Raw genomic sequence first — 22,902 nt, forward strand, 5'->3', positions numbered from 1 at the left:
CCCGATGCCTCATCAACGCACGATGGCAGCGCTGTGCGCTGCCCTGGCCTGCGCGGCCGGCGCGCAGGCGCAGATCTCGGACGACGTCGTCCGCATCGGCTTCGTCAGCGACATGTCGGGCCTGTATCGCGACTACGACGGCCCGGCCGGTGCCGAGGCCATCCGCATGGCGATTGCCGACATGGGCGGCACCGTCAACGGCAAGAAGATCGAACTCCTCACCGTGGACCACCAGAACAAGGCCGACATCGCTGCGGCCAAGGCGCGCGAGTGGTTCGACGTGAACAGGCTGGACATGCTGATCGGCGGCGTGGGCTCGGGCGCCGCCATCGCCATGGCCGGCGTGGCGGCCGAGAAGAAGCGGCCCTACTTCGTGGTCGGCGCGGGCGCCTCGGGCCTGACCAACGAGCACTGCTCGCCCTACACCGTGCACTACGCCTACGACACCGTGGCCATGGCGCGCGGCACGGCCAACGCGGTCGCCCGCTCGGGCGGCAAGAGCTGGTACTTCGTGACGGCCGACTACGCCTTCGGCACCGCGCTGCAGGCCGACGCGAGCAAGACGCTGGAAGCCAACGGCGGCACAGTGGCCGGCGCGGTCAAGCACCCGCTGGGCGCGAGCGACTTCTCCTCCTTCATGCTGCAGGCGCAGGCCTCCAAGGCCCAGGTGCTGGCGTTGGCCAATGCCGGCAGCGACACGGTCAACGCGATCAAGTCGGCGGCCGAGTTCGGCATCGGCAAGACCATGAAGCTGGCCGGCATGATCATCACGATCAACGATGTGCACGCGCTGGGCCTGAAGACCGCGCAGGGCATGTTCCTGACCGACAGCTGGTACTGGAACCAGTCGCCCGAGGCGCGTACCTGGGCCCGCCGCTTCTTCGACAAGCACAAGCGCATGCCGACCTCCTTCCATGCCGGCGACTACTCGGCCGCGCTGCAGTACCTGAAGGCCGTCCAGGCCGCGGGCACCGACGACGGCGACAAGGTCATGGCCCAGCTGCGCAAGACCCAGGTCAACGACATGTTCATGCAGAACGGCTGGCTGCGCGAAGACGGCCTCATGGTGCACGACATGCGGCTGGTGCAGGTCAAGACGCCGGCCGAATCCAAAGAGCCCTGGGACTACTACAAGGTCGTGGAGACCATCGCGGGCGAGGCCGCCTGGACCACCAAGGCCGAGTCGCGCTGCGCGCGCTGGAAGAGCCTGTGACCCCGATCAGAACCGTCGCCGTCGTCGGCACCGGCGTGATCGGCGCGAGCTGGGCCGCCTGCTTCCTCGCGCGCGGGCTGGACGTGGTCGCCACCGACCCGGCCGAAGGTGCCGAGCAGCGCCTGCGCGCGGCCGTGGCACGGCATTGGCCGGCCCTGCAGGGCATGGGCCTGGCCGAGGGCGCCACGCCCGAACGGCTGCGTTTCCATGCGCGGCTCGAGGACGCCGTGGCCGGGGCCGACTTCGTGCAGGAGAACGGACCCGAGCGGGAAGACCTCAAGACCGCGCTCTATGCGCGCATGGGCGCCGCCGCGCCGGCCTGCGCGCTGCTGGCTTCCAGCTCCTCGGGCCTGGCCGTCAGCGCCATGCAATCGGCCTGCGCGCACCCCGAGCGCGTGGTGCTGGGCCACCCGTTCAACCCGCCGCACCTGATCCCGCTGGTCGAGGTCGGCGGTGGCGAGAAAACCGCGCCAGAGGCCATTGCGCGCGCGATGGACTTCTACCGCGCCATCGGCAAGAAACCGATCCAGGTGCGGCGCGAGATCCGCGGCCACATCGCCAACCGGCTGCAGGCCGCGCTGTGGCGCGAGGCCTTCCACCTCGTCGACCAAGGGGTGGCCAGTGTGGCCGACATCGACACCGCGATCGCGCACGGTCCCGGCCTGCGTTGGGCGCTGCTGGGCCCGTTTTTGAACCTGCACCTGTCGGGCGGCGAAGGCGGCATGGCGCACCTGCTGGCGCACCTGGGCGGCCCCATCGAAAGCTGGTGGCAGGACCTGGGCGCGCCCACCCTGCACGCCGAGCTGCAGGCCAAGGTGGTGGCCGGCGTGAACGAGGCCCTGACCGGCCGCAGCGCGGCGGAGCTGCAGCGCGCCCGCGACCAGCTGCTGCTGGGCCTCATGGCGGCCAAGGCCGACCACCCGGAGCTGGACTGAACATGGCGCCCATCGACTTCCTGAACGACCCCACCCAGATCGCGCCGCCCGCCGCGCTGCGCACCGAGCTCGGCGACGGCTCCTTCGTGTTGCACTCGCCCGTGGCGCTGGAACCCCATGCGCGCTGTGTCGGCGAATGGCTGGAGCACTGGGCGCGTGCCACGCCGCAGGCCACCGCGCTGGCCGAACGCACGGCCGACGGCCAGGACTGGCGCCGCCTGGACTACGCCGCGCTGCGCCAGGCCGTGGGCGCCGTCGGCCAGGCGCTGCTGGACCTGCGCCTGCCGCCGGGACGGCCCGTCGTCATCCTCTCGGACAACGCGATCGACCATGCCGTGCTGATGCTGGCCGCCATGCACGTGGGCCGGCCGGCCTGCTCGCTGTCCAGCGCCTATTCGCGCCAGGCCACGGACTTCACGCGCCTGCGCGAGATGCTCGCGCTGCTGCGGCCGGCCCTGGTCTACGCGGCCGACGCACGTGCCTACGGACCGGCCATGGCGGCCTGCGACCTGACCGTGCCCTGCGTCTTCAGCGACCATGCGCCCGACTGGCCCGGCGCACTGGCCTTCGATGCGCTGCGGGCCACGCGCGAGACGCCGGCCGTGCAGCAGGCCTTCGCCGCCATCGCGCCCGACGACCATGCCAAGTACCTGCTGACCTCTGGCTCCACGGGCCGGCCCAAGGCCGTCATCAACACGCACCGCATGCTGTGCGCCAACCAGCAGCAGATGGCGCAGACCTGGCGCTTCCTCGCGCAAGAGCCTCCCGTGCTGGTGGACTGGCTGCCCTGGAGCCACACCTTCGGCGGCAACCACAACCTGCACATGGTGCTGGCCCACGGCGGCGCGCTGTACATCGACGAAGGCCGGCCCGCGCCGGGCCTCGTCGAGAGGACCGCACGCAACCTGCGCGAAGTGCGGCCCACGTTGTGGTTCAACGTGCCGCGCGGCTTCGACATGCTGCTGCCGCTCCTGGAGGCCGACGACGCGCTGGCCGACGCCATCCTGTCGCGTCTGCGCCTGGCCTTCTACGCGGCGGCGGCGCTGGCGCCCGCCACCTGGCAGCGGCTGCAGGCCGTGGCCGCGCGCGTGCGCCCGGGCCGCCCGCTGTGGCTCACCACCTCCTGGGGCTGCACCGAGACCGCGCCGGCCATCACCACGTCGCACTGGCAACAGGACGGTGCGGACTGCATCGGCAATCCGCTGCCCGGCATGGCGGTGCGCTTCGTGCCCAGCGGCGACAAGCTGGAGATGCGCATTCGCGGCGTCTCCGTGTTCCCCGGCTACCTGCACGGCCCGCAGGAAACCGCCGCGGCCTTCGATGCGCAGGGCTACTACCGCATCGGCGATGCGGGCCGGTTGCTCGACGCCGAGCAGCCGGCCCGCGGCATCGTGTTCGATGGCCGCGTGGCCGAGGACTTCAAGCTGTCCAGCGGCACCTGGGTCTCGGTCGGCACGCTGCGCGTGGCGCTGGTGTCGCGGCTCGCGCCGCTGGTGCAGGACATCGTGGTCGCGGGCCACGACCGGGCCGAGATCGGGCTGCTGGTGTTCCCCTCGGCGGCCGGCCAGCAGCAGCCCGAAGTGCTGCGGGCGGCGCTGTGTCGGATGATGCAGGAACAGGCCGCCGCCGGCGCAGGCTCGGCGCGCAGCCCGCGCCGCGCGCTCGTGCTGGACGCCCCGCCTGCGCTGCAAGCCGGCGAGATCACGGACAAGGGCTACCTCAACCAGCGCGCGGTGCTGCAGCGGCGCCATGCCGAGGTCGAGCGGCTGTATGCGGCGACGGCGAGCGCCGGGCCCGTGGTGCTGGCGGACTGATCCGCCGGCCCGTGCGAGGCCGCGCCTGGCAGCGCCTCAGATGCGTGCGCCGGCCGGCCCGGACGCGGGTTGCACCGCCGCGGCGTACCGCGCCGGATTTCCGCCGAAGCCGGCCGTGGCCCGGCGGGCCATCTCGAGCAGCTGCGCCACGGCGGCCTGCATGGCCGCGGGCTCGCCGAGGCGGGACAGCGGGCCGGACACCGTGAGCGCGCCCTTGAGCTCGCCGAGAGCGCCGAACACGGGCACCGACGCGGAGGCCGTCTCGGCGTCACGCTCCCCGTAGGAGGTGGCCCACAGCCGTGCGCGCACCGGCTCGCCCGCGGCGTCGTCGTCGGTGAACGCGCACAGCACCTTGCCCGAGGCGCCCTTGGCGACGTCGAAGTCTTCCCCCACGCGGATGGACACGCGCACCGCACGGGCCGGCTCGACGCGGCTGACCACCAGGCGCCGGCTTCCCGCCCGCACGTAGAACGAGGCCGTCTCGCCGAGGCTGGCGCTGAGCTCGGCCAGCAAGGGCTCGATGACGGAATCCACGCGGAAGGAGCGCTGGTAGATCGCGGCCAGGCGCATCGGTTGCGGGCCGATGGCGTACTGCCCGTCGTCGAGCTTGCGCATGAAGCCCCCGTGCTCGAGCGCCGCCAGGAGCCGGAGCACCGTGCTCTTGTACAGCCCTGTGCGGCGCGACAGCTCCGTCAGGCTCAACCGGTCGTCGGTCGGCTGGAAAGCGCCCAGCAGGGCGAATGCGCGGTCCAGCACCGCCACGCCACTCGATGGTTCGGCGGGGTCGGCTTCGGCCGTGGGGATGGAGGGGTCGGTCGTCATGGAGGCAGTGCTAGTTCTGCCTAGTAGAACACGCGGCACGGAACGGCAAATTCGAGGGTTTTCCCGCATGCCACAGAGATGCCTTGCGCGCTTATAGTTCTTTTACACAGAACATAGTTCTACTCAACAGAACAATCACACCGTCGGATTCATGAAGCAAACATCGATGCGGCCCACTCCCGGACAAGGCACGGCCACCGCCGAGCCGGTGCAGATGCGCCCGTTCGTTGGTTGCGCAAGGAGCCGGGGGTGAGTTCCAACTACCTCCCGGTGCGCGAGGAATGGCTGCAGCGCGGACAGGAGCAGGCCATCGAGCCGGCCCTGCCCATCGTGGACGCGCACCACCACTTCTACGACCGGACGGGCTGGACCTACCTGCACGCCGACTACGCGGCCGACGCCCGCAGCGGGCACGCCGTCCAGGCCTCGGTCTACATGCAGGCGCTCACGCGCTACCGGACCGATGGCCCCGAGGCCTTGCGGCCGGTCGGCGAGACGGCGTTCGTCGTGGCGTCCACGGCGGGCGCGCGCACGCCCGAGATCGCCAAGGGCATCGTGGGCTACGCCGACCTTCGCCTGGGAGCCGGCGTCGCCGCGGTGCTGGACGCCCATGCGCAGGCCGGCCGCGGCCGCTTTCGCGGCGTGCGCCACCTGACCACCTGGGATGCGGACGGTTCGCTGGCCAACCCGCTCACCGCCGCGCCGCAGGGCCTGCTGCGCGACGCCGCCTACCGGGCGGGCCTGGCGCAGCTGCAGGCGCAGGGCCTGTCCTACGACGCCTGGCTGTTCTGGCCGCAGCTGCCCGAACTGATGGAGGTGGCCGCCGCCTTCCCCGCGCTGCCCATCATCGTGGACCACTGCGGCGGCGTGGTGCGCATCGGCGCCCACGCGGCGCACCGCGACGAGGTGTTCGCCCGCTGGCGTGCATCCATGCAGGCGTTGGCCCGGTTCCCCAACGTCCATGTGAAGCTGGGCGGCCTGGGCATGCGCATCAACGGCTTCGGCTTCGACAGCGGCGCGCTGCCGCCGAGCTCGGACCGGCTGGCCGCCACCTGGCGGCCCTGGCTGCTCGGCTGCATCGACGCGTTCGGCCCCGAGCGCTGCATGTTCGAAAGCAATTTCCCGGTCGACAAGGGTTCGTACAGCTTCGTGAACGGCTGGAACGCGTTCAAGAAGCTCACGGCCGATTTCTCCGCCACAGAGCGCCACGCCCTGTTCCAGGGCACGGCGAGCCGCGTGTACCGGCTCGCCTGACCGCTCCCCTCCTTCCACACCATCTGGAGACACCATGAGGCTTTTGCCCTACCTGTCCGGCGCGCTCGCGCTGGTCCTTGCCGCCGCCGCGCACGCGCAGCCCGGCGCCTATCCCAGCCAGCCGATCAAGGTGATCGTGCCCTTCCCGCCGGGCGGTGGCACCGACATCGTGACGCGCATGGTGCTGGACAAGGTCCGCATCGGGACGGGCTGGACGCTGATCGTGGACAACAAGGCCGGCGCCGGCGGAAACATCGGCATGGACGCCGTGGCCAAGGCGGCACCGGACGGCTACACGCTGGGCATGGGCCAGACGGCCAACCTGGCCATCAACCCGTCGCTGTACGCGAAGATGCCTTACGACGCGGCCAAGGCCTTCACACCCGTTGCCACGGTGGCGGGTCAGGCCGTGGTGCTGGTGGTCAAGGACGGGTCGCCTTACAAGACATTGAAGGATCTGGTCAACGCCGCGAAGGCCAAACCCGATGCGCTGACCATGGCCTCGGCCGGCAACGGCACCGTGGGCCACCTGACCGGTGAGGTCTTCACGAAGCAGGCCGGCATCAGCACGCGGCACATCCCGTACAAGGGCGCAGGCCCGGCCGCCAACGATCTGCTGGGCGGCCAGGTCGACTACTACTTCGCCACGCCGCAGACGGTCATCCCGTTCATCAAGGCCGGCAAGCTGCGCGCGCTGGCAGTCAGCTCTGCCAAGCGCATGCCGGCGCTGCCCGATGTGCCGACGGTGGGCGAGAGCGGCTACGCCGGCTTCGATACCAGCGACTGGAAGATGCTCGTCGCGCCGGCCGGCACGCCGCCTGCCATCGTTGCGCGCCTGCAAGCCGAAGTGGCCAAAGCCCTGGCGCGCACCGACACCATCGCCACGCTGCTCGCCGAGGGCAGCGCACCGGTGGGCGGCACATCGCAGGAGGCCGTGGCACTGCTGAAGACCGAGCAACAGCGCTGGGGCGCCGTCGTGCGCAGCGGAAACATCAAGCTCGACTGACCGCCCACTTCACCGGAGACCTTCCCATGAACATGTCCCGCTTCCTGCCCGTCGCTGCAGCCCTGACCATTGCCGCGGGCTCCACCGCATCGGCACAGACCTTCCCGGTGCGGCCCATCACCATCGTCGTCCCCTACGCTGTGGGCGGCACGACCGACATCGTGGCGCGCCTGGCCGCCAACCAGGTCGCCAACGGCCTGGGCCAACCCTTCGTCGTGGACAACAAGGTGGGCGGCGGCGGGCTGATCGGCTGGGGGACCGTTGCGCGGGCCGCGCCAGACGGCTACACCGTGCTGACAACCGAGATGTCCTTCACCATCGCGCCGGGCCTGTTGCCCAAGATGCCATTCGATGCGCAGAAGGACTTCTCGCACATCATCACGGCCGCCTCCGCGCCGCATGTCCTGGTGGTCAACCTGGGCTTGCCGGTGAAGACGGTGCAGGATTTCATCGCTTTGGCCAAGGCCAAGCCCGGCACGATGAACTATGGCTCGGGCGGCAACGGGACGAACACGCACCTGGGCGGCGAGTTGTTCAAGACCGCCGCCGGCATCGACCTGGTGCACATCCCGTACAAGGGCGCCGGCGCGGTGCTGACCGACCTGATGGCAGGCCAAGTGCAGGCACTGGTCACGTCGTTGCCGACGGCGCTGCCGCACATCAGGTCGGGCAAGCTGCGCCCGCTGGTGGTCACGAGCGAGGCGCGCTCGCCGTTGCTGCCCGATGTGCCGTCCGCCAAGGAGGCCAAGCTGCCGAGCTTCGTGATGGATTTCTGGGTCGGTTTCGCGGCACCCGCCGGCACGCCGCAGCCAGTCATCGACACGCTGAACAAGGCATTTGCGGCAGCGCTGAACGCCGACGATGGCAAGCGGCGCCTGGCCGAACAAGGGCTGACGCCGGTCGTCAACACACCGGCACAGGCATCGCAGCAGGCCGCTTCCGAGACGAAGCGCTGGGCGGCCGTGGTGAAGTCGGCCAACATCAAGCCCGAGTAAGGAACCTCCATGGCCATCCAACCCCTGCACGGCATCCGCGTGCTGGACCTGACCAACGTGCTGGCGGGACCCTTCGCGTGCCACCAACTGGCGCACATGGGCGCCGACGTCATCAAGGTGGAAGCGCGCAACACCGGCGACCTGGCCCGCCAGCTCGGCGCCGATCCCGCGTTGAACAAGGCCATGATGGGCGTGTCCTTCCTGGCGCAAAACCCGGGCAAGCGGTCCATCACGCTGGACCTCAAGCATCCGAAGGGCAAGGAAGCGCTGCGCCGACTGGTGCGCACGGCCGATGTGCTGGTCGAGAACTACCGGCCCGGTGTGATGCAGCGCCTGGGCGTGGGCTACGAAGACTTGTTGAAGGAAAACCCCCGGCTCATCTACTGCGCAATTTCGGGCTTCGGGCAGGACGGGCCGCTGCGCGACCTGCCGGCCTACGACCAGATCATCCAGGGCATGTCCGGCGTCATGAGCATCACCGGCGCTCCGGAGAACGCACCCTACCGCGTGGGCTACCCGGTGGCCGACACCATCGGCGGCATCACGGCGGCGTTCGCCGTGGCCAGCGCGCTGGCCGACCGCCACCGCACCGGCGGCGTGTTCGTCGACGTGTCGATGCTGGAGGCTGCCATGGCCACCATGGGCTGGGCCGTCTCCAACCACCTGATCGCCGGCCGCGCGCCCCAGCCGCTGGGCAACGACAACGTGACGGCCAGCCCCTCCGGCACCTTTCGCACCGGCGACGGCCTGCTGAACATCGCCGCCAACAAGCAGGAGCAGTGGGAGGCCGTGTGCGACGTGCTGGCGCACCCCGAATGGAAGACGGACCCACGCTTCGCCGACCGCCAGGGCCGGCTGCAGCACCGCGCCGCCCTCAAGGCACTGGTCGAGGACGCGCTGTCCGCGAAGTCGGTCAACGCCTGGTGGGAGCTGTTCAATGCGGTCGGCGTGCCGGCCGGGCCGGTCTACTCGGTGCCGCAGGCCCTGGAGCACCCGCAGATCGCGCAGCGCGGCATGGTGGGCACCTTCCAGGACGTGCCCGGCGTGGGGCGCGACATCCGCGTGGTGCGCACCGGCTTCAAGCTCAACGGCGAAGCACCGCGCGTGGACCGCCCGCCGCCGCGTCTGGGCGAGCACACCACGGCCATCCTGGCAGAGCTCGGCTACACGCCGGGCGAGATCGAAGAACACATCAAGGAGAAGGTTGTATGAGCACCGACGACCCCCGCGTTCCCGACTGGTGGCGCACCTCCATCATCGACATGCGCCCCGGCGCGATCCGCTTTCGCGGCTACGCCATCGAGGAGCTGATCGGCCGCGTCGGCTTCGCCCAGATGGTCTGGCTGATGACGCGCGGCGAGCTGCCCGACGCGGGCCAAGCGCGCCTGCTGGACGCCGCCCTGGTGGCAGGCGTGGACCACGGCCCGCAGGCCCCGAGCATCGCCATCGCACGCATGGCGACGACCTGCGGCGTGGGGCTGAACAACGCCATGGCGTCGGCCGTGAACGTGCTGGGCGATGTGCATGGCGGCGCAGGCGAGCAGGCCGTGGAGATGTTCGAGGACATCGCGCGCCGCCAGGACGCCGGCGCCTCGCTGGCCGACAGCACGCGCGCCGGCCTCGACAAGGCGATCGAGGAGCGCGGCAAGTTCGTCTCCGGCTACGGGCACCGCTTCCACCCGCTGGACCCACGCGCGCCCAGGCTGCTGGCGCTGGTGGACGAGGCCGCGCGCAGCGGCGTGGTCGGCGGCCGCTTCGCCGCGATCGGCAGGGCGGTGGAAGAAGAACTGGCCGCGCGCAAGGGCGGCCGCCGCATCCCCATGAACATCGACGGTGCCACCGCGGTCATCTATGCCGAGTTGGGCTTTCCGGCCCCGCTCGCGCGTGGCCTGTTCTGCCTCTCGCGCTCCGTCGGCATCCTGTCGCACGCCTGGGAGCAGACGGGCCAGGGCGGCAGGAACAAGGGACCGATTCCGCGCGACTACCTGTGGACCTACGACGGCCCCGCGCCGCGCGATGTGCCCACGCACCCCTGAGCATGCCGAATCTACAACCGGAGACCCACCCGTGAGCCCTTGCCTCCACCGCCGCACGCTCGTCGTCGCGGCGCTCTGCGCCGCCGCCGGCACCTTGCACGCACAGGCGAACTGGCCTGCCAAGCCGGTGAAGATCGTGGTGCCCTACGCCGCGGGCGGCCCCGCCGACATCACGGCGCGCGAGATCGCGCAGAAGCTCGCCACGACCACCGGCCAGGCGTTCGTCGTCGAGAACCAGGGCGGCGCCATGGGCATCCCCTCGCTGATGGCCGTCAGCCGCTCCGAGCCCGATGGCCACACGCTGTGGATGCCCGCGCTGGGCAACGCGGTGCTGCAGCCGCTCCTGAGCAAGCAGGGTGGCGCCGACCACCTGGCTAGGCTGCAACCCGTGGGCATGGTGACGACCAGCGCCCATGTGCTGGTGGTGTCCGCCAAGCTGCCGGTCCGCAACGTGCAGGAGCTGGTCGACTACGCCCGCGCCAACCCCGGCCAGCTGTCCTTCGCGTCGGCCGGCGTGGGCGGCACCGCGCATCTGGGCGCCGAGCTGTTCAAGAGCCTGTCGAAGACCGAGGTGATCCACGTGCCGTACAAGGGCACGGCGCCGGCCATCTCCGACCTCGCGTCGGGCCGCGTGGGAGCCATGTTCAGCAGCCTGCCCTCGCTGCAGGCCGCCATCGACAAGGGGCGGGTGCGCCTGGTCGCCGCGACCTCGGCCAGCACCTCGCCCGCGACCCGGTCGCTGCCGCTCATGTCCGCCGTCCTCCCCGGCTTCGACTACACGTCGTGGTACGCCATGTACGTTCCGCTGAAAACGCCGCCTGCGGTGGTGGAGCGCATCAGCGCCTTGCTGCAGCAGACGCTCAAGGATCCCGAACTGGCGCGCAGGATCGAGGCCCATGGCATGGAGCCGCTGCCGACCGGGCCGCAGGAGGTCGGCGTCTGGGTCCGGCGCGACCAGCAGAAATGGGGTGAGGTCATCCGCAGCGCCAACATCTCGCTGGACTGAGAACCGCGGTACCTGGCACCTCGCCCGTGGCGCCAGCGCAGGCCGGCCCCGGGCCTCAGCGCGCGCCGCCGTCCAGCACGCCGAACCACTCGGCCAGGTCGCCCGCCAGCCGGCGCAGCCGCAGATGGGCCTCGGCCTGCTGCCAGGCGTTGTCGATGTCGCGTTGCTGCACGCCGAAGCGCCGGTCGTACTGGTCGATCAGCTGCATCAGGCTGCGCCGCCCGGCGTCGAACTGCAGCTCGCTGGCGCGCACCACCTGCTCCCAGCGCTGGCGCTGCTGCGCCAGCTGCGGCACGGCACTGGCGGTCTGGCGTGCCTGCTCGCGCGCGGCACCGGCATCGGTCTGCACCTCGTCGCGCACACGTTGCAGTTCGGCCTCGGCCAGCGCGGCGCGGGCACGCAGTTCGTCCTGGCGCGCACGTGGCGCGCCGCCCAGCGGCACCTCCCAGGTCACGCCGACGGACCAGCCATGGCGCTGGGAGGTGGTGGGCTGTGGATCGGTGCGGTCGTACAGGCTGCGGCGCAGGTCCAGGTCCAGCCGCGGCAGGTACTCGGGTGCGATGCTGGCGATGCGCCGACGCGTGCCGGCCACGCGCGCCGCGGCGGCCAGCCATTGCCCGTTCTGCCGCTCCGCCTGGTCGGCCCAGGCGCGCGGCTCCAGGTCGGCATCCGCGGGCGGCGGCAGCACCTCGGCCACCCGCAGTCCAGCGCCCTGCTGCAAGCCCAGCAGCACGGCCAGCCGGGAACGGGCCGCCTGCTGCTCGGCCTCGATGCCCTGCAGCGCGAGCTGCGCGTCGATGCGCGAGGCCTCGGCGAGCTGGGCGTCGGCATCCGAAGTCTTGCCCAGCGCGGCCTGGCTGGCCACGCGCGCGGCCAGCCGCTCGACCTCGCGCAGGCGCTCGCGGGCCAGCTGGGCCAGGTGCTGCTGGCGCAGCAACGTGAAGTAGGCGGCGGCGATGCGCTCGCAGGCTTCGTCCAGCGCCTGCAGCAGGTCGGCCTCGGCGGCGATCGCATCGAATTCCTGGGCCGCGATCTGGCGCTGGTCTTCCAGGCCGTTGAACAAATTCCAGCGCAGGAAGGCTTCGCCGCGGCGCGTAGTGCGCTCCAGCACGAAGGGCGGGTCGCGGTCGGAGCTGCGGCCATGGGTCAGGCGCAGGCCGGCGCTGGGCCAGAGCCGGCTGTCGGCCTGGCGCTGCTGCGCCCGCGCGGCCTGCGCGTTGGCGCGGGCGCCGGCCACCCGCGCATCGCGCGCCAGCGCCTGCTCCAGCGCGCGCGGCAGCGTCCACGCCGCCTCGTCCTGCGCCGTGGCCGAGCCGGCCAGCCAGGCCAGGCACAGCGCCGCCACCAGAATGTGTCGAGCCATCAGCGCTCCTGCAGGGCCATGCCCAGGGTCTTGAACACCGGCTTGAGCAGGTACTGCAGCACGGTGCGCTGGCCGGTCAGGATGCTGGCGTCCACCGACATGCCGGGCTGCAGCGCCAGCCGCTTGCCGTCATGCTCCAGGTGGCTGTTCGCGGCCATGAGTTCGACCTCGAAGTAGGGCTGCTTGTCGTTGTCCAGCAGCACGTCGGCGCCGACGCGCTGGACGGTGGCGTCCAGCGTGCCGTAGATCGACGCATCGAAGGCTGCGACGCGCACCCGGGCCTGCTGCCGTGCGTGCAGGAAGCCGATGTCCGCCGGGCCGACCCGCGCGCTGATGCGCAGCGCATCGTCGTGCGGCACGATCTCCAGGATGGGCGCACCGGCGCCCGCCACGCCGCCCTGGGTGGCGATCAGCACGCGGTTGACCACGCCGTCCATGGGCGAGAGCAGCTCGCGCCGCTGCAGCCGGTCCTCGCGTCCCTGGACCTGCGGCGACAAGGTGCCGAGCTTGCCCTCGATCTCGGTGCGCTGCAGGCCCCACTGCGCGCGTGCGCGCGCCGTCAGCTCGGCGCCCTGGGCCTGGGCTTCGGCCAGCGCGGCCTGCAGGCGCGGCAGCGATTCGCGCAGCGCCGACAGCTCGCCCTTCTGGGCCAGCCAGCGCTGCTGCGCCGCCAGGAAATCGGCGCGCGCACCGGCGCCGGCCTGCAGCAGGCGCTCCTCGATCTGCAGCGATTCGCGCGCCGAGGCTTCGGACGCCTGCAGGCTGGCGATGCGGCCATGCGCCTCCTGCAGCTCGGCGGCGCGTGCGCGCACGGCTTGCGCGGTGGCGGCCTGGCCGGCCTGGTGCTCGCGCCAGGCTTCCTGCCACAGGCGCTGCTCCTCGCGCACCAGCGGTGCCGCCTCGGGGTCCAGGCCGGAGAAGTCGGGCGTGCGGCCGGCGAGCAGCGCGTCGAAGCGGATGCGCGCGGCCTGCAGCGCCCGGCGCGTCTGCAGGCTTTCGCCGAGGTCGGCAGCGTACTGGGCACGGTCCAGCTGGACCAAGGGCTGGCCGCGCAGCACCGTGTCGCCGGCCTTGACCAGCAGGCGGTGCACGATGCCGCCTTCCAGGCTGGCGACTTCCTGCAGGCGGCTGGGTGCGACGACGCTGCCGCGGGCGTTGACGGCCACATCGATCCGGGCCAGGGCCATCCAGGCCAGGGCGACGACGCAGAACAGGGCCAGCGCGGCCACCAGCACCAGGGCCAGACGGCGCGGCGTGGTGTCCAGCTCGGCAGGACCGGTCAGGGCTTGGAGATCGCTTGCCATGGCGCTTCTCAACCGGCGGCCTGCTGCTGGGCCGGGACGGCCCCGGCGTTCTGCGCGAGCGCACGCAGCACCTGGTCGCGCGGCCCATCGGCCACGACGCGGCCGCGGTCCATGACGACCAGGCGGTCGACCAGCGGCAGCATGGCCATGCGGTGCGTGACCAGCAGCAGCGTGGTGTCGGGCAGCGCGCGCAGCTGGCCGATCAGGCGCTGCTCGGTGGCCGGATCCATCATGGAGCTGGGCTCGTCCAGCAGCAGCAGGCGCGGGCGCGGCAGCAGCGCCCGTGCGATGGCCACGGCCTGGCGCTGGCCGCCGGACAACAGCTCGCCGCGCTCGCCGACCTGGGTGTCCACGCCGGCGGGCAGCTGCGCCAGCGTTTCGTCCAGGCAGGCGCTGCGGATGGAGGCCAGCAGCGCCGCGTCGCCCCCTTCGGTGCGGCCCAGTTCGATGTTCTCGCGCACGGTGCCGTGGAACAGCGTGACGTCCTGCGGCACGTAGCCGATCTGGCGCCGCAGGCTCAGCGCGTCGAGCTGGGTGGTGACGAGGTCGTCCACCAGCACGCTGCCGCTGGCAGGCTGGTGCAGGTTCAGCACCAGCTTGAGCAGCGTGCTCTTGCCCGAGCCCAGCTTGCCGATGAAGCCGACCCGCTCGCCGGGTCGGATGCGCAGGCTCAGCCGGTCCAGCAGCGGTGGACGCTGCGGGTAGGCGAAGTGCACCTCGCGCAATTCGAGCGCGCCGCGCAGCGGCGGCGCATGCAGCGTGGCGCCGGCGTCGTCGGTGGCCGCGGCCATGATCTGGTCGGTGGCCTGCAGGGACAAGCGGGTCTGCTGCCAGCGCACCATCAGGCCGGCGATCTGCGCCACCGGCGTCAGGGCCCGGCCCGACAGCATGGTCACGCCGATGAGCTGGCCCAGCGTGAGCGCCTGCTCGCCGATCAGCACGGCGCCGGCGGTGACCAGCAGCACGCTGGACAGGCCCATGGCCGAGGTCGAGAACGAGGCGCCCAGGTTGACGAGTTCGCGCGTCTTCAGGCTGCTGTGGGCGATGGCCACCGTCAGCTGCTCCCACTTGCGCCGGCTCCAGGCCTCCGCGCCGAGCGACTTGACGGTGTCCAGCGCGTTCATGGTTTCGAACAGGTGGGCCGTGCGCTGCGCGCCTTCGCGCGTGGAGGACATGACCTGGCGCGCCAGCGGCTTTTGCAGCAGCCAGGCGCTGGCCAGCATCAGCACGATCATGGCCAGCGGCACCAGCACCAGCCAGCCGCCGATCAGCACGATCAGGCCCAGGAACAGCAGCAGGAACGGCAGGTCGCCCAGCACGGCCAGCGTGCCGGCGGCGAAGAAGTCGCGCACGGATTCGAAGTCGCGCACCAGGTTGGCCAGCACGCCGCCCGAGGCCGGCCGCGTGGCTGCGCGCAGGCGCAGGCACTGCGCGAAGATGGCCGAGGACAGGGCCAGATCCATGCGTCGGGCGGCCGATTCCAGCAGACCGCTGCGCAACAGCTTCATGGCCAGCTCGAAGCCCAGCAGCAGCACGGCCGCCAGCGTGAGCACCCACAGGCTGCCGAGCGCATTGTTGGGCACGACGCGGTCGTAGACCGCCATCGAGAAGAACGGGATCAGCGCGCCGAACAGGTTCAGCGCCAGCGTGCCGAGCAAGGCCCAGCGGAAGATCCAGCGGTTGCGGCCGAACACGTCCCAGAACCAGCGCCGCGCAGACGGCAGGGTGTAGAGCAGGCTGCGCTGGTCGAAGAACAGCGCGGGGCGCACGGCGTGCCAGCGCGCGCCGGGGCACTCGGCCTGCAGTTGGGCCAGACTCAGCCAGTGGCTGCCCTGCACACCGGGCACATGGCATTCGAAACGCTCGCCCTCGCGCTGCAAGGCCACCAGCACGCGGCCGTTGTCGCCACGCACCAGCGCCGGCAGCATGGTGGCGCGCACCTCGCCCGCTGGCAGCGGCGTGCAGGCCAGGCCGGCACGCGCGGCGCAGATGGCCAGCAGGTCATCGATGCCGCCGCTGCCGCGCGCGGCCTCCAGCAGCGTGGCGCGCTCGATGGCGGTGCCGAAGTAGCGTGCCAGGAAGGCGATGCCGTCCAGCAGCGGCGCCTCGGCTGGCAGCGCTGCCTGGATCATGGAGGGAGAGGTCATGGCATGGACGCGCGCCAGCGCTGCCGGCGGCACGGAAAGGAAGGCCGCCGCCCGGGGCAGGCCTGGCTTCAGCAGCTCACGGACAGCGAGGCCTCGGCGTGCTTCATGGCTTCGGCGATGGCCCGCTGCGCTTCGGCGGCGGCATCGAAGCCGAGATCGGCGGCGGGCAGGCCGGCCTGCCCGCTCAGCGTGCCCGCACCGAAAGCCTGCTGCAGCAGCGCGTCGTCCACGCCCAGCAGTTCGGCCATGGTCGGCAATGCCACGCCGGCCGCCTGGGCGTCGGCGGCATCGACGTTGAAGTAGACATCGGTCATGTCCACCACGCTGCCGTCGGCTAGGCTGGCACTGCTGCGCTCCAGGTGCAGGTTGCCCTGCGCATCGAGGAAGGGCTGCTCCACGTAGTCCACCGTCAGCGCGGCGACACCGGCCTCGGCCAGCGTGCGCAGCTCGCCGGCGTCGGTCTGGCGGTTGCCATCGGCATCCACCCAGACGCGCAGCTCGCCGAAGGCGGCGTCGCGGCTGTCGACCAGGCCGTCGCCGTTGCTGTCGAAGCTGGCCAGCTTGGCGAAGCCCGCGCCCTTGGCATTGCCGCCGAACAGTTCGCCGATGTCGTCGATGCGGCCGTTGCCGTTGCTGTCCACGGCCAGGAAGCCGTCACCGCCGGAGATCCAGCCCGAGTGCACGGGGGTGCCGTTGCCGAACAGGTCGAAGCTGGCGTCCGAGGCCTGGCGTGCCACGGTCTGAATGCCGTTGCCGTCCAGGTCCAGCACGATGGGCGTGATGCCGGCATCGCGCGTGAGGTCGGTCTGCCCCTGCGCGAGGTAGAAGCTGTCGGTGCGCGAGACATACAGCTCCTCATCGGTCCGCATGAGGCCGCTGACGTCGGAGTCGCGCGTGTCGTCGTTGCCCACGTCCTTCTGCACCCAGGCCTGGCGCGCCACGCTCTCATAGCGGCCATAGTAGGCGCTGTAGGCCACGGCGTTGCTCTTGTCGAAGGTCAGGTAGTAGTTGCCGGCGTTGACGCCGGTGAACAGGTACTTGCCGTCGGTTCCCGTGTAGGTGGTCTGCAGGATGGTGCCGGTGCCGGCGTCGTGCAGGGTCACCTTCACGTTGGCGACGAGGTACGGCAGCGTGGTTTCGTTGCTGTCCTGCAGGTTGTTGTGGTTGCTGGCCCCTGTGCCGTAGTCGAACCAGACGAAGTCGCCGATGGCGCCGGTGGTGACCGGGCGCTGCACGATGCCGGCGTCCACCGTCAGGTCGGACTGGCCGATGGCCAGCGTGACCGTGTGCGAGACGCCGCTGGCGTTGACGTCGGAGTCCGTCGCGTCGTTGCCGCCCGCGTTGGCCGTGGTGAAGTTGTAGCCGGCCACGGCGCCGAAGCTCACGCGGTACTGGCCTGCCGCCAGGTTGCTGAACAGGTAGTTGCCCGTGCTGTTCGTGGTCGTCGTGCGGGCGATGTCGTCGGCCGTTCCGAACACGCCGTCGGCGCCTGCGCCGGCCAGCGTGACGGTGACACCGGCCACGCCGGTCTCGCCCGTGTCCTGCACGCCGTCGCGGTCCGTGTCGTACCACAGCCGGTCGCCGAGCTTGGCGGTGTTGGTCTCGCGTTGCACGATGCCAGCGTCCACCGTCAGGTCGGACTGACCGATCGCCAGCGTGACCGTATGGGAGACGCCGCTGGCGTTCACGTCGGAGTCGGTCGCGTCGTTGGTGCCCGCGTTGGCTGCGGTGAAGTTGTGGCCGGCGACCGCGCCGAAGGTCACGCGGTATTGCCCGGCCGCCAGGCTGCTGAACAGGTAGTTGCCTGCACTGTTCGTGGTCGTCGTGCGGCTGATGTCGTCGGCCGTGCCGAACACGCCGTCGGCGCCCGCGCCGGCCAGCGTGACGGTGATGCCGGCCACCCCGGTCTCGCCCGTGTCCTGCACGCCGTTGCGGTTGGTGTCGTACCACAGCCGGTCGCCGAGCTTGGCGGTGTTGGTGTCGCGCAGCACCAGGCCAGCGTCCACGGTCAGGTCGTGCTCGCCGATGCCCAGTTGCACCACGCCCGTCGCGCCGCTGGCGTTGGCATCGGAATCGGCAGCGTCGTTGCTGCCACGGTCCGCTGCAGTGAAGGTGTAGGTGCTGCCCGCATTGAAGGTCACGCGGTACTGGCCCGATGCCAGGTCGTCGAACAGGTAGTTGCCCTGGGCGTTCGTGGTGGTGGCGCGGAACACGTCGTCGGCCGTGCCGAACGTGCCGTCGGCGCCCGCTCCCGTCAGCACCACGTTGATGCCGGCCACGCCGGCCTCGCCAGTGTCCTGGGTCCCGTTGCCATTGGCATCGAACCAGACGCGGTCGCCCAGGCTGCCCAGTTCCGGCTCGAAGGTGATGCGGTTGGGCGTGAGGTCGAGGTCCTGGCCGTTGCAGTTGGCGGTGCCGCCATCGTCGCGCACCTGGAAGTCGAAGCCGACCGGCCCCGCGCCCGCCGCCGGCGGCCTGTACACCAGCGCGCCGGCCCGGATGTCCTGCACCAAGACCTCGGCACCGGCCACCAGGGCCACGCCGTTGAGCAGGAGCTGGCCGGAGCTCGGCAGGGTGGTCAGCACGACCGACTTGAAGTTGTTCCCCTCCACCGGGTCGTGGAAGCCGAAATCGGACTCCTTGAGCACATAGCCCGCATCGTCGGTCAGCGCGATGGCGTGGTCCGCGCCTTCCGGCGCATCGTTGACCGGCAGGACCGTGATGTTCACGCGCACCGTGAAGGTTTGCACCCCCACCTCGACCACCAGGTTCAGGCTGCTCAGGCTGCCGTACCAGTTCGCCTCGTTGCTGGCGGTGATGGTCATACCGCTGCCATCGGTGGTCAGGCGCACCAGGGAAGTCGGCGCCGGCGAAATCGTTCCGTCCGGATTGGTCACCAGCGCCTGCGTCACCGTCACCGGTGCCGTCGGCGTGTAGCCAGCCGCGACGAGCAGGTCCACCAGACTGAAGGTCTTGTCCGTGTCTTCACAGACCTCGACGCTGGTGGTCAGGTTATTGGGGGCTCCCATCAAACGCTCCTCTCCCGCCCGCATTGCGGCGCAGGACGATGTTCAAACACTGTGGATTTCAGACGATGCGGCGCGGGGGCGACAACCGCCCCCCCGCGCGCCGGTTCAGCAGCGCACGGCTTCGCCGTGCGCCGCCGGCAGGGTCAGATGCGGTTCGCGGTCTTGCGCCGGCGCGAAGCCCAGCCCAGGGCAAGCAGGCCGACGCCGCCCAGCACCAGGGCGTTCGGCTCGGGCACCTCGCCGGAGCCTGTGGACACGGCCTGCAACAGATCCTGGTTGTCTGGGGAGATCCAAGAGATCAGCTCGTACTGGTCCTGCTGGTAGGGATCGGTGCCGTTGTGCACCTCGTCCAGCATCATCAGGGCCGCAGCGCCTGCACCCGAAAGCCCGGTGACGAAGCTGGTCGCATCGGCCTGGCCGAGCAGATCCCACAGGGCCAGTTGGAAGCCCACGGCATTGACGGCGCTGGTGAGCGAGCTGCTGTAGAAGCGGTCGTACAGCTCCTGCACGTCGGCATTGGCAGCGAAGCTGACACGGCTGTAGTTCTGCTCGCCGACCTGTTCGACCGATTCCATCATCTGCAGGCAGTAGGCCACGAAGCTGTCATACGGTGCGCCGACCGCCGGCACGGTGGTGTTGGTGACGCTCCACTGCGCGACTTCACCTTGGTACCCAGGGGCCTGCGCCAGCGTCGTGTAGCCGTTGTTGACATCGACCTTGAGCACATCGGCCTGGGCAGCGCCTGCCACTCCCGCCAGAGCCAAGGCGGCGAGCAGCATCTTTGGACGAAATTTCATGGATTCCTCGTACGTTGTTGTATTGGTCATGGCGCGCGGGGCAACAGTTGCCTCGGCCCTCGATCAACGATCCCGGCGCTGCCTCCCCCGATGACCTCAGCGCCGAAAGAATGCGCACTCACGGTACACAATTTTTTTGGTCAATGAGAGGTGTGCGAGTTTGTCATTTTCAGTGCGCGAATTTGTTGTTTTGTATTCACGCAACCCATCTAAATTTTGTTTCAATTTGCATACTGTTCTGAGCATTGTTGCGCTGGCCGCGCTTTTCCCATCGCTTCAGTGTTCACGGCAACGGGCGCTGTGGCCGGCCGTTCGTTGCCCCGGCCCTCCTGCTGAGGGCCGGCGGGCGGCGCCAAGACGCCAGGCTGGCGCCAGAGCCAGCCGGCGCAGCCGCGTCGGCCCTTGGGTGCGCGGCGCTCTGGTCAGCCCATGCGGTGGGCGGACAGCTTCTGGTACAGCGCTGCGCGCGAGATGCCGAGCGCGCGTGCGGCGGCCACCTTGCTGCCGCCATGGGCCTCGAGCGCGGCGGAGATCGCCAGGCGTTCCGCCGTGAGAAGGGCGTCGGCCAGCGGTTGCACCGCGGCGTCGGTGGTCGCGGCGACGGGCCGCTCGGTGGGCAGCGGCATGGCGCCGGGCTTCGGTGCAGGCAGTGACGCCGCGACGTGCGCCGCGCTCAGGTGCGGTGTATCGCTTTGCAGCAGCGCGCGTTCCAGGGTGTTGCGCAGTTCGCGCACGTTGCCGGGCCAATCGTGCTGCTGGAGCAGCGCCAAGCCATGCGCGTCGATGTCGACCGCCTGCCCCATGCGTGCCCCGATGTCTTCCAGCAGGTGCTCCACCAGCAGGGGCAGGTCGTCCAGCCGCTCGCGCAGTGGCGGCAGCCGCAGCGCAAGCACGGCCAGCCGGTAGTACAGGTCGGCACGGAAGCGGCCCTCGGCCACGCGTTGGCCCAGATCGAAGCTGCTGGCCGCAATCACCCGCACATCCAACCGCAGCAGGCGGTTGGCGCCCAGCGGCTCGATCTCCTGTTCCTGCAGCACGCGCAACAGCTTGGGCTGCAGGGCCATGGGCATGTCGCCCACCTCGTCCAGGAACAGCGTGCCGCCGTCGGCCAGCTTGAACTTGCCGTCGCGGCCACGGCGGTCCGCCCCGGTGTAGGCACCGGGTGCGACGCCGAACAGTTCGGCCTCCAGCAGCGCTTCGGGGATGGCGGCGGCGTTGACGCTGACGAAGGGCCGCGCCGCACGCGGGGACACATGGTGGATGGCATGGGCCAGCAACTCCTTGCCGGTGCCGGTCTCGCCGCACAGCAGCACGGTGGCGTCCAGCTGTGCCGCGCGCCGTGCCTGGCGTTTGACCTCGTTCGCCGGTGCCGACGTGCCGAGGAATGCCGCCAGGCTGTAGCGCGCACGGCGGTTGTCGGCCAGTTCGCGCTCGGCCGCCTGCAGCCGCGCCTGCAACTGCTGCAGCTTGGCCATGACGGGCTTGAGCCCGTCCACCCGCTCGTACAGCACGAAGCCGATGGCGCCCGCCAAGTGGCCCTGCTCGTCACGCAGCGGTAGCCGCGTGACCACCACGTGCTCCGCACCGAGCGGCATGATGTCCACCACGATGGGCTTTCCGCTGCGCGCGACTTCACGCAGCGCGCTGTGGGGAATGATCTCCTCGATCGGCCGGCCCAGCGCGGCCCGGGCATCGTCCAGGCCGACCTTGCGCGCGTACTTGTCGTTGATCCACGCCACGCGCGCCTCCATGTCGACGGCGACGGCGCCCTCGCACAGGTCTTCCAGGCGGTCAAACAACGAGCGGATGGCCAGCATGCGGATGCTGGCGGCGCTGTGGCCCAGGACGCCGTCGGGCCAGGCTTCGGTGTGCGCCGCTGCAGTCATGCGTCCCCTCGGGCTTTCTCGTTGACTTTGTTGTCGTGTGGCGCGGTCAACCCACTGCCGCCATGTGTCCAGGTGACTGTACACCTGGTCCATGGCCTGTCCAGGAACGTGTACAGGCCGCCGCAGGGATGCGCCGTTCTGGCTCCAAAACGTTTGGGTTAACCCTTGGTTTCGGCTTGGCACAGTCTTCGCACAGGAGGCAGGGACCGCTCACTCTTTCGGAGACAACTCCCATGCTCGGCATCGTTGGCATCTTCGCGTCTTTGGCGCTGCTCATCTTCCTGGCCCACCGCGGCTGGAACGTCATCTTCATCTCGCCACTGTGCGCCGCCGTGGCGGTGGCCTTCAACATCGGCGACCTGCCCTTCTTCGCCAGCTACACGCAAATCTTCATGCCGGCGCTGGGCAGCTACTTCGCCACCTACTTCCCGCTGTTCCTGCTCGGCGCGGTGTTCGGCAAGCTGATGGACGAATCGGGCGCGGCGCGCGCCATCGCCCACCAGATCGTGCGCTGGGTCGGTGGCGAGCGCGCCATCCTGGCCGTGGTGCTGGCCTGTGCGCTGCTGACCTACGGCGGCGTGTCGCTGTTCGTGGTGGCCTTCTCGGTCTACCCGATCGCGGCCTCGCTGTTCCGCGAGGCGCAGATCCCCAAGCGGCTGATCCCGGCCGCCATCGGCCTCGGAAGCTTCACCTTCACGATGGTGGCGCTGCCGGGCACGCCGGCGATCCAGAACGCGATCCCGATCCCGTTCTTCAAGACCACCATCTACGCCGCACCCGGCATGGGCCTGGTGGCGGCGGTGTTCATGTTCGCCACCGGCATGCTGTGGCTGTCGCGGCGCACCGCCGCCGCGCGCAAGGCCGGCGAAGGCTATGGCGAGCACAAGGAGGAGTTCGCCGCGGTGGACAACTCCAACCTGCCGTCCTTCTTCCTCGCGCTGCTGCCCATCCTGCTCGTGATCGGCCTGAACTTCCTGCTCTCCAAGTACGTGATCCCGGCCTTCGACCACAGCGAGCTGGCCACGGCCAGGTTCAAGAACATCGACCTCAAGAAGGTGCTGGCCATCTGGGCCATCATCGGCGCCATGCTGGCCGCCATCGTGGTGCTGGCACTGACCAACCGCAAGCGCATCGCCGACCTGCAGGGCGCCATCAACAAGGGCACGCTGGGCTCGCTGCTGCCCATGGCCAACACCTGTTGATTTCCACGCAGAACTGACCCACTGCCACAGGTAATTTCCGTCCAAATCTGACCCACGTAAGAACCCTAACCTGCTGCTTTTTGCGGCAGGAGC

17 protein-coding genes are annotated in these 22,902 nt (G+C 70.4%); 10 read left to right on the top strand and 7 right to left on the bottom strand.

Features of this window, described 5'->3' with window-relative positions; genetic code table 11:
• Positions 1 to 4 precede the first annotated feature (4 nt).
• Genes ASF45_RS07750 through ASF45_RS07760 form a run of 3 tightly spaced genes read left to right on the top strand, consistent with a single transcriptional unit; the run spans position 5 to position 3,962 of the window.
• Complete coding sequence (locus tag ASF45_RS07750; RefSeq protein ID WP_056659573.1) at positions 5 to 1,213, top strand: ABC transporter substrate-binding protein; 1,209 nt, start codon at positions 5 to 7, stop codon at positions 1,211 to 1,213.
• Positions 1,210 to 2,148 carry a 3-hydroxyacyl-CoA dehydrogenase NAD-binding domain-containing protein gene (locus tag ASF45_RS07755; protein WP_235580847.1) on the top strand — a complete coding sequence of 313 codons (939 nt, stop codon included), beginning with the start codon at positions 1,210 to 1,212 and terminating at the stop codon, positions 2,146 to 2,148. The genes ASF45_RS07750 and ASF45_RS07755 overlap by 4 nt, the downstream gene beginning before the upstream one ends.
• 2 nt (positions 2,149 to 2,150) lie before the next feature.
• Positions 2,151 to 3,962 carry a feruloyl-CoA synthase gene (locus tag ASF45_RS07760; protein WP_056659575.1) on the top strand — a complete coding sequence of 604 codons (1,812 nt, stop codon included), beginning with the start codon at positions 2,151 to 2,153 and terminating at the stop codon, positions 3,960 to 3,962.
• A 36-nt stretch (positions 3,963 to 3,998) separates the two neighbouring features.
• Here the strand turns inward: ASF45_RS07760 and ASF45_RS07765 are convergent, their stop codons facing one another.
• Positions 3,999 to 4,784 (bottom strand): IclR family transcriptional regulator, encoded by a 786-nt coding sequence (locus tag ASF45_RS07765; RefSeq protein ID WP_056659577.1) that lies wholly within the window; start codon positions 4,782 to 4,784, stop codon positions 3,999 to 4,001.
• Positions 4,785 to 5,033: 249 nt separating this feature from the next.
• Here ASF45_RS07765 and ASF45_RS07770 point away from each other — a divergent pair, with 249 nt between their 5' ends.
• From ASF45_RS07770 to ASF45_RS07795, 6 genes are read left to right on the top strand one after another with little or no spacing between them, the layout of a single operon-like run.
• Positions 5,034 to 6,038 carry an amidohydrolase gene (locus ASF45_RS07770; RefSeq protein WP_056659579.1) on the top strand — a complete coding sequence of 335 codons (1,005 nt, stop codon included), beginning with the start codon at positions 5,034 to 5,036 and terminating at the stop codon, positions 6,036 to 6,038.
• Positions 6,039 to 6,072: 34 nt separating this feature from the next.
• Positions 6,073 to 7,044, top strand: coding sequence for a tripartite tricarboxylate transporter substrate binding protein (locus ASF45_RS07775; protein WP_056659581.1), 972 nt, complete (start codon positions 6,073 to 6,075; stop codon positions 7,042 to 7,044).
• A 26-nt stretch (positions 7,045 to 7,070) separates the two neighbouring features.
• Complete coding sequence (locus ASF45_RS07780; RefSeq protein WP_056659583.1) at positions 7,071 to 8,039, top strand: tripartite tricarboxylate transporter substrate binding protein; 969 nt, start codon at positions 7,071 to 7,073, stop codon at positions 8,037 to 8,039.
• Positions 8,040 to 8,048: 9 nt separating this feature from the next.
• Positions 8,049 to 9,251 (top strand): CaiB/BaiF CoA-transferase family protein, encoded by a 1,203-nt coding sequence (locus ASF45_RS07785; RefSeq protein WP_056659586.1) that lies wholly within the window; start codon positions 8,049 to 8,051, stop codon positions 9,249 to 9,251.
• Positions 9,248 to 10,075, top strand: a complete 828-nt coding sequence (locus ASF45_RS07790; protein ID WP_056659588.1) for a citryl-CoA lyase — start codon at positions 9,248 to 9,250, stop codon at positions 10,073 to 10,075. Before ASF45_RS07785 ends, ASF45_RS07790 begins: the two co-directional genes overlap by 4 nt.
• Positions 10,076 to 10,106: 31 nt before the next feature.
• A complete protein-coding gene (locus ASF45_RS07795; RefSeq protein ID WP_063887598.1) occupies positions 10,107 to 11,081 on the top strand; it encodes a tripartite tricarboxylate transporter substrate binding protein in 975 nt (324 codons plus the stop codon).
• Between the two features lie 55 nt (positions 11,082 to 11,136).
• Here the strand turns inward: ASF45_RS07795 and ASF45_RS07800 are convergent, their stop codons facing one another.
• The 6 genes from ASF45_RS07800 to ASF45_RS07825 form a co-directional block, all read right to left on the bottom strand.
• Positions 11,137 to 12,444, bottom strand: coding sequence for a TolC family protein (locus tag ASF45_RS07800; protein ID WP_082550869.1), 1,308 nt, complete (start codon positions 12,442 to 12,444; stop codon positions 11,137 to 11,139).
• On the bottom strand, positions 12,444 to 13,748 hold the full coding sequence (locus tag ASF45_RS07805) for an HlyD family type I secretion periplasmic adaptor subunit (protein ID WP_056659592.1): 1,305 nt from the start codon (positions 13,746 to 13,748) through the stop codon (positions 12,444 to 12,446). The genes ASF45_RS07800 and ASF45_RS07805 overlap by 1 nt, the downstream gene beginning before the upstream one ends.
• Before the next feature lie 8 nt (positions 13,749 to 13,756).
• Positions 13,757 to 15,895, bottom strand: coding sequence for a type I secretion system permease/ATPase (locus tag ASF45_RS07810; protein WP_235580848.1), 2,139 nt, complete (start codon positions 15,893 to 15,895; stop codon positions 13,757 to 13,759).
• Between the two features lie 68 nt (positions 15,896 to 15,963).
• Positions 15,964 to 18,924: an SdrD B-like domain-containing protein gene (locus tag ASF45_RS07815; RefSeq protein ID WP_056659596.1), complete on the bottom strand. Its 2,961-nt coding sequence runs from the start codon at positions 18,922 to 18,924 to the stop codon at positions 15,964 to 15,966.
• A gap of 143 nt (positions 18,925 to 19,067) precedes the next feature.
• On the bottom strand, positions 19,068 to 19,721 hold the full coding sequence (locus ASF45_RS07820; protein WP_162243969.1) for a PEP-CTERM sorting domain-containing protein: 654 nt from the start codon (positions 19,719 to 19,721) through the stop codon (positions 19,068 to 19,070).
• Positions 19,722 to 20,143: 422 nt separating this feature from the next.
• Entirely contained in the window at positions 20,144 to 21,538 is a 1,395-nt protein-coding gene (locus ASF45_RS07825; RefSeq protein ID WP_235580849.1) for a sigma 54-interacting transcriptional regulator, read from the bottom strand.
• Positions 21,539 to 21,840: 302 nt separating this feature from the next.
• Here ASF45_RS07825 and ASF45_RS07830 point away from each other — a divergent pair, with 302 nt between their 5' ends.
• A complete protein-coding gene (locus ASF45_RS07830) occupies positions 21,841 to 22,809 on the top strand; it encodes a GntP family permease (protein ID WP_056659601.1) in 969 nt (322 codons plus the stop codon).
• Positions 22,810 to 22,902: the final 93 nt, after the last annotated feature.

The sequence above is a fragment of the Pseudorhodoferax sp. Leaf265 genome (assembly GCF_001422365.1).
Classification (GTDB): Bacteria; Pseudomonadota; Gammaproteobacteria; order Burkholderiales; family Burkholderiaceae_C; genus Pseudorhodoferax.

Excerpts from the sequence above, each read along its gene's own strand:
- ASF45_RS07750 (WP_056659573.1), top strand. The coding sequence starts at position 5 with ATGCCTCATCAACGCACGATGGCAGCGCTGTGCGCTGCCCTGGCCTGC.
- ASF45_RS07760 (WP_056659575.1), top strand. The coding sequence starts at position 2,151 with ATGGCGCCCATCGACTTCCTGAACGACCCCACCCAGATCGCGCCGCCC.
- ASF45_RS07765 (WP_056659577.1), bottom strand. The coding sequence starts at position 4,784 with ATGACGACCGACCCCTCCATCCCCACGGCCGAAGCCGACCCCGCCGAA.
- ASF45_RS07775 (WP_056659581.1), top strand. The coding sequence starts at position 6,073 with ATGAGGCTTTTGCCCTACCTGTCCGGCGCGCTCGCGCTGGTCCTTGCC.
- ASF45_RS07780 (WP_056659583.1), top strand. The coding sequence starts at position 7,071 with ATGAACATGTCCCGCTTCCTGCCCGTCGCTGCAGCCCTGACCATTGCC.
- ASF45_RS07785 (WP_056659586.1), top strand. The coding sequence starts at position 8,049 with ATGGCCATCCAACCCCTGCACGGCATCCGCGTGCTGGACCTGACCAAC.
- ASF45_RS07790 (WP_056659588.1), top strand. The coding sequence starts at position 9,248 with ATGAGCACCGACGACCCCCGCGTTCCCGACTGGTGGCGCACCTCCATC.
- ASF45_RS07800 (WP_082550869.1), bottom strand. The coding sequence starts at position 12,444 with ATGGCTCGACACATTCTGGTGGCGGCGCTGTGCCTGGCCTGGCTGGCC.
- ASF45_RS07805 (WP_056659592.1), bottom strand. The coding sequence starts at position 13,748 with ATGGCAAGCGATCTCCAAGCCCTGACCGGTCCTGCCGAGCTGGACACC.
- ASF45_RS07810 (WP_235580848.1), bottom strand. The coding sequence starts at position 15,895 with ATGACCTCTCCCTCCATGATCCAGGCAGCGCTGCCAGCCGAGGCGCCG.
- ASF45_RS07815 (WP_056659596.1), bottom strand. The coding sequence starts at position 18,924 with ATGGGAGCCCCCAATAACCTGACCACCAGCGTCGAGGTCTGTGAAGAC.
- ASF45_RS07820 (WP_162243969.1), bottom strand. The coding sequence starts at position 19,721 with ATGAAATTTCGTCCAAAGATGCTGCTCGCCGCCTTGGCTCTGGCGGGA.
- ASF45_RS07825 (WP_235580849.1), bottom strand. The coding sequence starts at position 21,538 with ATGCTGGCCATCCGCTCGTTGTTTGACCGCCTGGAAGACCTGTGCGAG.
- ASF45_RS07830 (WP_056659601.1), top strand. The coding sequence starts at position 21,841 with ATGCTCGGCATCGTTGGCATCTTCGCGTCTTTGGCGCTGCTCATCTTC.